At 58.2% G+C, this 7,665-nt stretch carries 9 protein-coding genes; 4 read left to right on the top strand and 5 right to left on the bottom strand.

Annotated elements, in window-relative coordinates:
• From pgsA to AC1DRJ_RS15405, 5 genes are all read right to left on the bottom strand, one after another.
• Positions 1-371 (bottom strand): CDP-diacylglycerol--glycerol-3-phosphate 3-phosphatidyltransferase (gene pgsA / locus AC1DRJ_RS15385; protein ID WP_477802923.1); only part of this gene is annotated, 371 nt, incomplete at its 3' end.
• A 32-nt stretch (positions 372-403) separates the two neighbouring features.
• Positions 404-2,227, bottom strand: coding sequence for an excinuclease ABC subunit UvrC (uvrC, locus tag AC1DRJ_RS15390; RefSeq protein ID WP_477802924.1), 1,824 nt, complete (start codon positions 2,225-2,227; stop codon positions 404-406).
• A gap of 2 nt (positions 2,228-2,229) precedes the next feature.
• Positions 2,230-2,871 (bottom strand): response regulator transcription factor GacA, encoded by a 642-nt coding sequence (gacA, locus tag AC1DRJ_RS15395; protein ID WP_008015884.1) that lies wholly within the window; start codon positions 2,869-2,871, stop codon positions 2,230-2,232.
• Between the two features lie 127 nt (positions 2,872-2,998).
• On the bottom strand, positions 2,999-3,442 hold the full coding sequence (locus AC1DRJ_RS15400; protein WP_477802925.1) for a GNAT family N-acetyltransferase: 444 nt from the start codon (positions 3,440-3,442) through the stop codon (positions 2,999-3,001).
• Positions 3,443-4,201, bottom strand: a complete 759-nt coding sequence (locus AC1DRJ_RS15405; RefSeq protein WP_477802926.1) for a carbon-nitrogen hydrolase family protein — start codon at positions 4,199-4,201, stop codon at positions 3,443-3,445.
• A 161-nt stretch (positions 4,202-4,362) separates the two neighbouring features.
• Here AC1DRJ_RS15405 and AC1DRJ_RS15410 point away from each other — a divergent pair, with 161 nt between their 5' ends.
• From AC1DRJ_RS15410 to AC1DRJ_RS15425, 4 genes are all read left to right on the top strand, one after another.
• Positions 4,363-4,491 (top strand): hypothetical protein, encoded by a 129-nt coding sequence (locus AC1DRJ_RS15410; protein ID WP_477802927.1) that lies wholly within the window; start codon positions 4,363-4,365, stop codon positions 4,489-4,491.
• A gap of 336 nt (positions 4,492-4,827) precedes the next feature.
• The gene (locus tag AC1DRJ_RS15415) at positions 4,828-5,907 is read left to right on the top strand and encodes a 3-deoxy-7-phosphoheptulonate synthase (protein WP_477802928.1); all 1,080 of its coding nucleotides are present in this window, start codon (positions 4,828-4,830) and stop codon (positions 5,905-5,907) included.
• Positions 5,908-6,337: 430 nt separating this feature from the next.
• Positions 6,338-7,219, top strand: a complete 882-nt coding sequence (locus tag AC1DRJ_RS15420) for a lipase family alpha/beta hydrolase (RefSeq protein WP_477802929.1) — start codon at positions 6,338-6,340, stop codon at positions 7,217-7,219.
• Positions 7,220-7,301: 82 nt separating this feature from the next.
• Positions 7,302-7,583: a peptidylprolyl isomerase gene (locus tag AC1DRJ_RS15425; protein ID WP_007943531.1), complete on the top strand. Its 282-nt coding sequence runs from the start codon at positions 7,302-7,304 to the stop codon at positions 7,581-7,583.
• Positions 7,584-7,665 lie beyond the last annotated feature (82 nt).

The raw sequence follows: 7,665 nt of genomic DNA on the forward strand, positions 1-7,665 counted from the left end.
AGGTTCGACACCGCAACATGAGCACGGGCGCCGAGTTCGGCCATCCATTCGCGCAATGCCGAGACGACAATTTCGCGACCGATGATGACAGCGGCCGGCAGCGTGAGCCACAGGTTGCCGTGTTCTTGGACCAACAAGACCAGTGCCACGGCGACCATCAGCTTGTCCGCCACGGGATCGAGGAAAGCCCCGAACGGGGTACTTTGCTCCAGGCGTCGGGCCAGATAACCGTCCAGCCAGTCTGTAGCGGCGGCAAATGCGAAGACCGAGGCAGACGCCAGGTAGCTCCAGTGGTAAGGCAGGTAGAACAGTAAAATGAAGATCGGGATGAGCAGGACGCGTAGAACGGTAATCAGATTAGGGATATTCATCGGCACAACTGGCTACGAGGTGAGTTGGCATTCTACTCGCTGTGCAGATTTGCATAAATCAACTCTGCGAGCTTTTTACTGATCCCGGGTGCTTTGGCGATCTCCTCGATGCTGGCACGAGACAGCTCTTGCAATCCACCAAAATGTTTTAATAAATCGCGACGCCGTGTCGGCCCGACGCCGGCCACGCCCTCAAGCGTGGACGTACGGCGGGTTTTTCCTCGGCGTGCGCGGTGCCCGGTAATCGCGAAACGGTGAGCTTCGTCGCGTATTTGCTGGATCAAATGTAGCGCAGGGGAATCGCCGCGCAAGGTGAACTCGTGGGCCGCATCGTTAAGGTACAAGGTTTCGAAACCGGCCTTGCGTGTTGCCCCTTTGGCCACGCCTAACAGAATCAAATCCGGCACCGCCAGTTCATTGAGTACATCACGCGCCATGGACAGCTGCCCCTTGCCGCCGTCCACCAGCAGAATATCCGGCAGCTTGCCCTCACCGTCCTTCAACTTGCTGAAGCGGCGGGTCAAGGCCTGATGCATTGCGGCGTAGTCATCCCCCGGCGTCACGCCTTCAATGTTGTAGCGGCGATAATCGGATTTGATCGGGCCTTCCGGGCCAAACACCACGCAAGACGCCACGGTCGCTTCGCCGCTGGAATGGCTGATGTCGTAACACTCCAGACGCTGTGGTGGCTCGTCCAGGTTCAACACTTCTGCCAGTGCATCGAAACGTGCCGCGACGTGCTGACGATTAGCCAGGCGTGCGCCCAAGGCCTGCTCGGCATTGGTGACCGCCAATTGCTGCCAGCGCGCTCGCGTACCGCGTACCCGATGACTGATCGTCAGTTCGCGACCGCGCAGGGCTTCAATGGCTTCGATCAGCGTCGGGAAGTCTTCATGAACTACGTTGACGATCAGCTCGCTCGGCAAGTCGCGCTCGGGGCTGGTGATGAAGTACTGGCCGAGAAAGGCGGCCATGACTTCGGATACATCTTCGTCGATACCGGTTTGCGGGAAGAAGTTCTTGCTGCCCAGCACCCGTCCACCGCGCACGCTGATCAGGTGAACGCAAGCACCGCCCGGATTGACGAAGGCAGCGATCACATCGATATCGCCGGTGCCGCCTTCCATGCTTTGCTGGTCCTGGACGCGGCGCAACAATGAAATCTGGTCACGCAACTCCGCGGCGCGCTCGAATTCCAGATTGATCGCCGCCTCCTCCATGCCCGCAGACAACTCGTCCGTCAGGGCATTGCTGCGCCCTTCAAGGAACATCACCGAGTGGCGAACGTCTTCGGCGTACACCTCAGGCTCGACCAACCCCACGCACGGTGCCTTGCAACGTTTTATCTGGTATTGCAGGCAAGGTCGCGTGCGGTTCTTGTAATAGCTGTCTTCACACTGACGGACAAAAAATGTCTTTTGCAAAAGGCTCAGGCTTTCGCGAATCGCGCCGGCGCTCGGGTAAGGACCAAAATACTTGCCTTTGGCCTTCTTCGCGCCGCGATGGATGCTCAAGCGAGGGAACTGGCCATCCGAGAGAAAAACGTAGGGGTACGATTTGTCATCGCGCAGCAGGATGTTATACGGCGGGCGCCATTCCTTGATCAGCGTCTGCTCAAGCAGCAGGGCTTCGGTTTCGTTGGCGGTGATGGTGGTTTCGACTTGAGCGATACGCGCCACCAGCGCCGCCGTCTTGGGCGCCAGGCCAGATTTTCGGAAGTAGCTCGACAGGCGATTCTTCAGGTTCTTGGCTTTACCTACATATAACAGGCGCGCTTCGCTGTCGAACATGCGATACACACCGGGGCGCCCACTGACCGTCGACAGAAAAGCGCTGGGATCGAAGGCTTCAGTCATTGTCAGAGGCTGGCATCGACCATGCCGTGACGAACCGCCAACAGCGTCAGCTCGACATCACTGCTGATCGAAAGCTTCTCGAAAATGCGGTAACGGTAAGTGTTGACCGTTTTGGGCGACAGGCAAAGTTTGTCGGAAATTATCTGTACTTTCTGACAGCCGACAATCATCAGCGCGATCTGAATCTCGCGCTCGGACAACGCATCAAAGGGCGAATCGTTGGTCGGCTGGAAGGATTTGATCGCCAGTTGTTGGGCAATCTGCGGGCTGATATAACGCTGCCCGGCAAACACCAGGCGAATGGCCTGAACCATTTCCGGCAACCCGGCGCCCTTGGTCAGGTAACCGGCAGCACCGGCCTGCAACAACCGCGTCGGAAACGGATCTTCCTCACACACGGTGACCGCGACGACTTTGATATCCGGGTGACTGCGCAATAGTTTGCGCGTAGCTTCAAGACCGCCGATCCCGGGCATCTTGACGTCCATCAACACCACATCAGGTTTCAGCTCACGCGCTTTCAGCAGGGATTCTTCCCCTGACTCAGCCTGGCCGACTACTTGTAGGCCATCGATGTCAGCCAGCATTCGTGTAATGCCTGTACGAACGAGATCATGGTCATCGACTACTAGCACCCTAATCAAGCAGACACCTCGCGATTTGGTCTAATTGGGTTGCCGGACACCTTAGCAAAAAGCAACTGGCAGACCTAGCGGCAAGCGTCATATAAAAAGTATCAATTCGTCTTGAAAGGCTTGTTGCCCGCGTGTTTCAGCGCAGCACCCCACCGGCATCACGCTGCATTCTCAGGAAACACTCGTCTTTGCCGACCACCTTCAGCCCTTTTCTCTCGTAAAGCTTTTTTGCCGGATTGTTTTCAAAAACGGTCAGGCGTAACGCCGGGCGTCGTTCCTGGCACACAAGTGCGAATACCTGATCGATCACCCAGGAGCCCGCGCCCTGCCCCTGGAATGCCCCGAGGATATGCAGTTCGCGAATGTATAAGGCATTCGCATCACGACTCAAGCTGACAAAACCCAAAACTGCATCATTGCGCACAATCACGCGGTTCTCGCGCCCGGCCCAAGCGACATCAAACGCCTCATCCAGCCAAAGCAAGTCGTGCTGAATGTAATAGCGCATCATATTGTCGCGTGTCAGCTTCCGGGCGAAGTCGAGATCCCGGGGTGCCACCGGCCGTAATTCGAAATGCATTCAAGCCTCCGAAACATCAACGATATGCCCGCGCCACACACCCGCTTCGCGGTGAGCCACTGTCATCAAATTTCCGCTGCCCGGTGCCGCAACAATGAGCGAACCGTCCGGCGCCCAGATTGCACTGCGCCCTGCAGACTCCCAGCCTCCGGTTGCACCGCCGTGGTTGGCCATCAGTACCATCATTGAATGCGTAACGGCGTAGCCTTGCAGCAGTTCCGTGTCCGTGGCATAGCCGTTTTCCGTGATCAGCACCCCGGCGGCATACAGGTCGGCGCCCTGCTCCGCGGCGGCGGCAGCATGACTGGCGTGAGAAAAATCGGCACACACCGCCAGCGCCACCCTATCTTCTCCGACCGTCAACATCGAACCACCTGCGCCCGGGGCAAACGCCACTTCTTCGCCGGGGTGCAAATGCTGCTTGCTGTAAACCCCGAGCGATCCATCAGCACCGAACACCAATGCGCCAATCAATACCGGCGAATCGTCTGACAGCCGAATCGGCATGCCGACAACACTCGTCACACCGACTTCCCGGGCGAAATTGCGCAACGGCCGCAGCACCTCGGCATCCGGCGCGATTGCCAACCCGGCCGCCAAGCCGCGCTCATACCCAGTCAGTGACAACTCCGGAAAGACCAGCAACTGAACACCTTGCTCCGCGGCAACCTGCATGAAGCGCCGATGCCGAACAATGTTGGCGGCGAGATCACCCGCGATGGAGATTGATTGAGCGGCGGCAATGATCAATGGCGTCATGCTTCATCCTTGTGACGTTAATGGGTGGGCAAAACCCAAAGTGTGTCATAAAGCGGCGTGCATTAAAGCGATAGAAAACACAGTCGACCATCGATAGCATTTTCTGATTGAAACTGCGCACCGGCCTCGAGTAAGCTCGGCGCATCCATCGGAGACAGACCATGTTCAACGCCCTCTCACAGCTTCCAACGATCAGCGCGCTGCGCTCGACGGCAGCTGCGCGGGTGAATGACGTGTGCGCTCCGGTCAGCTTTTATTTTGGGTATTGGTTTAGCCACTGGCGCGCCTGATACCCACAAGGCGCCCACTTTAAACGGGTCGCCGCCAGAGTTTTCCAAACCCCCGGTCGGCCTCCCGACCGGGGGTTTTGTTTTTTCAGCCCCGCACACATTTGCGACACACCAGACACTTTGAGGATTCACGACATGAACTACGCCACTTATTACCGTTACGACAGTTTTGCCGCATGGCGATTTACCAGCCTCCGCTCGGGACAGCCTGCCGCCTCCGATCGGTCACCCACAGGTGGCAAACACACACACGCAGCCAATCCGGCCAATTGTCGAACACCCCAGTAGGGCCGAGCGCGCGGGAACGAACCCGCCGCCAGCCCAGGAAGCCTTGCCATGAACTCGTCCGTCTCTGCTCTGCCGCTTTCCACGTTGAGCCCTGCCAATGAAGCGCTGACTTTACGTCTGCCCAGCTCATTGCAACTCAAACAGCAACTACCCCTCAGCAACGCCCTGACCCGACAAGTCGCTGCTCACCGCGACGCGGTCCGTGCGATCCTCAACGGTGAAGACTCCCGTTTGCTGGTAATCGTCGGCCCTTGCTCGATTCATGACCCGCAGTCTGCCCTCGAATACGCGACCAACCTTGCCCGACTCGCCACCGACGTCAGCGATGAAATGCTGCTGGTAATGCGGGCTTACGTCGAAAAACCTCGCACCACTGTCGGCTGGAAAGGCCTGGCCTACGACCCGCATCTGGATGGCAGCGATGACATGGCCGGCGGTTTGACGCTGTCGCGCGAGCTGATGCGCGAAATGCTCCACCTCGGCTTGCCGATTGCCACCGAATTGCTGCAACCCATGGCCGCCGGTTACTTTGATGACCTGCTGAGCTGGGTGGCAATTGGTGCCCGTACCACCGAATCGCAGATCCACCGGGAAATGGCCAGCGGCCTTGGCATGCCGGTCGGGTTCAAGAACGGCACCGATGGCGGCGTGGCGGTTGCCAGCGACGCCATGCGCTCAGCCGCCCATCCGCATCGGCATTTCGGCGTCGACAGCCAGGGACATCCTGCGATCATCCAGACGCCTGGCAATCCCGACACTCACCTGGTGTTGCGCGGCGGACACCGTGGACCGAACTACGACCGCGACAGCGTCGCCCAGGTAAACCGCGATTTGACTCGGCTCAAGATCCCTGCACGGATCATGGTCGACTGCAGCCACGCCAATAGCGGCAAAGACCCGGCACGGCAACCCCCGGTGTTCAACGACGTACTGGAACAACGCCTGCAAGGTGACCGTTCGCTGATCGGCATGATGATCGAGAGTCATTTGTTCGAAGGTTGCCAGCCCTTGAGTCCAACCCTGCGCTACGGCGTCTCGGTCACGGATGGCTGTCTTGGCTGGGCCGGGACAGAGCAGTTGATGCGCCAGGGCGCCGACCGGCTTCGAGCGCAGCGCGGGAATCAATAAACGAGGCTAACGCAATTCTGTAGCTGGCGAAGCCCGCGTCGGCCAGTCCGCGCTCGGGCGAAGCCGTCGTAAAACCAGACGATGCGGTGTTTCAGGAAGTCCGCAAACTCAGGTTTACGACTGCTGCGCCCGAGCGCGGACCGGCCGATGCAGTCTTCGCCAGCTGCTACGGACTGCGTTGTGGCTTAAACACGACATTACTGACAGGTAATGGTGTTTCCTGAGTAGGCCATCGCAGGCAAACGCGCAGTTACAGATTAAAAGATGTCGAAACATTCCGAACGAGACTTCAACCACATTCGAAATTTCCTACGTTTTCTATTCCTTTTTCATCAGCTTACAGCGGATCCCTCATACACCGCTGAAGCGTAGAGGTGCTTTAGAGTGAGCCCATCTGCACACCTCTGAACGACCGCGAAAAGGAATGAACATGCTACGGAATGCAAACACCCAGTACCCTATCCTGCTGATCCACGGGCTCTTCGGCTTCGATCGCATCGGCACGGCCGAATTCTTCCATAACGTCAAGCAGTCCCTGCGAAATGCGGGGGCAAGGGTGTTCATCCCGCAGTTGTCGGCTACGCATAGCAACGAAGCGCGTGGCGACCAACTGTTGGCACAGATCGACCGGGTGCTGGAGGGAACCGGCGCCAGCAAGGTCAACTTGATCGGCCATAGCCAAGGTGCATTGGCCGCACGCTATGCAGCGGCGCTGGCCCCCCATGCCATTGCATMGGTGACTTCCGTCAGCGGCCCAAACCACGGTTCTGAGTTGGCCGACTTCCTGCGTAAGGCACTGACGCCCGGCCGTCTGCCGGAACATGTCGCCGCAACGGTGGCGACGCTGTTCGCCGATTTTATATCGTTGCTCAGCGGCAACCCGCACCTGCCGCAGAACGCTGTCGCCGCGCTCAATGCGCTGACCACCGAAGGCGTGGGTGCTTTCAACGACAAGTACCCTCAAGGGTTGCCGAAGACATGGGGTGGTAAAGGGCGTGAACTGGTCAACGGTGTGCGTTATTACTCGTGGAGCGGCACGTTACAGGGAACCCTTCTCGACGAAGGGCTTTATGCGCTCGATCCGCTGCATGGGTTCCTTCGCGCCTTTTCCCATTATTTCACCACGGAAGCGGAGCAAAATGACGGCATGGTCGGACGCTACAGCTCACACTTGGGAAAAGTCATCTGCTCCGATTATCCGCTGGATCACCTGAGCAGCCTCGGTCATACAGGCGGCCTGAATCGCAAAGCCATCGATCCCCTGGCGCTCTATGTGCAGCATGCCGAGCGTCTGAGAAACGCCGGCCTATAATCTGTCCGGAACTTTGACGAGAAATAGACCACTGAATCCGGTAGGCTCCGCACTTTACTGAATATTGAAAGGAGTATTTCCCATGGCTAAAGCCACTGCCCGTCACATCCTGGTTGCCTCGGAAGCCAAGTGCAACGAACTGAAAGCCCAGATCGAAGGCGGCGCTGATTTCGGCGAAGTCGCCAAAGCCAACTCCACATGCCCGTCCAGCCGTCAAGGCGGCGACCTGGGTTCGTTCGGTCCTGGCCAAATGGTCAAGGAATTCGACGCCGTGGTGTTCAGCGCTCCAATCAACGTCGTACAAGGCCCGGTGAAAACCCAGTTCGGTTATCACTTGCTGGAAGTGACCAGCCGTCAGGACTGATCGATCCGCCAGGCTTTACGCATAACGGCCCGCCTTTTGGTGGGCCGTTGTGTTTCACATACGTTTTTAGGCTGGCGACGGA

The sequence above is a fragment of the Pseudomonas sp. P5_B2 genome (assembly GCF_056400445.1).

Excerpts from the sequence above, each read along its gene's own strand:
- AC1DRJ_RS15400 (WP_477802925.1), bottom strand. The coding sequence starts at position 3,442 with ATGCATTTCGAATTACGGCCGGTGGCACCCCGGGATCTCGACTTCGCC.
- AC1DRJ_RS15410 (WP_477802927.1), top strand. The coding sequence starts at position 4,363 with ATGTTCAACGCCCTCTCACAGCTTCCAACGATCAGCGCGCTGCGCTCG.
- uvrC (WP_477802924.1), bottom strand. The coding sequence starts at position 2,227 with ATGACTGAAGCCTTCGATCCCAGCGCTTTTCTGTCGACGGTCAGTGGG.
- AC1DRJ_RS15425 (WP_007943531.1), top strand. The coding sequence starts at position 7,302 with ATGGCTAAAGCCACTGCCCGTCACATCCTGGTTGCCTCGGAAGCCAAG.
- AC1DRJ_RS15415 (WP_477802928.1), top strand. The coding sequence starts at position 4,828 with ATGAACTCGTCCGTCTCTGCTCTGCCGCTTTCCACGTTGAGCCCTGCC.
- AC1DRJ_RS15405 (WP_477802926.1), bottom strand. The coding sequence starts at position 4,201 with ATGACGCCATTGATCATTGCCGCCGCTCAATCAATCTCCATCGCGGGT.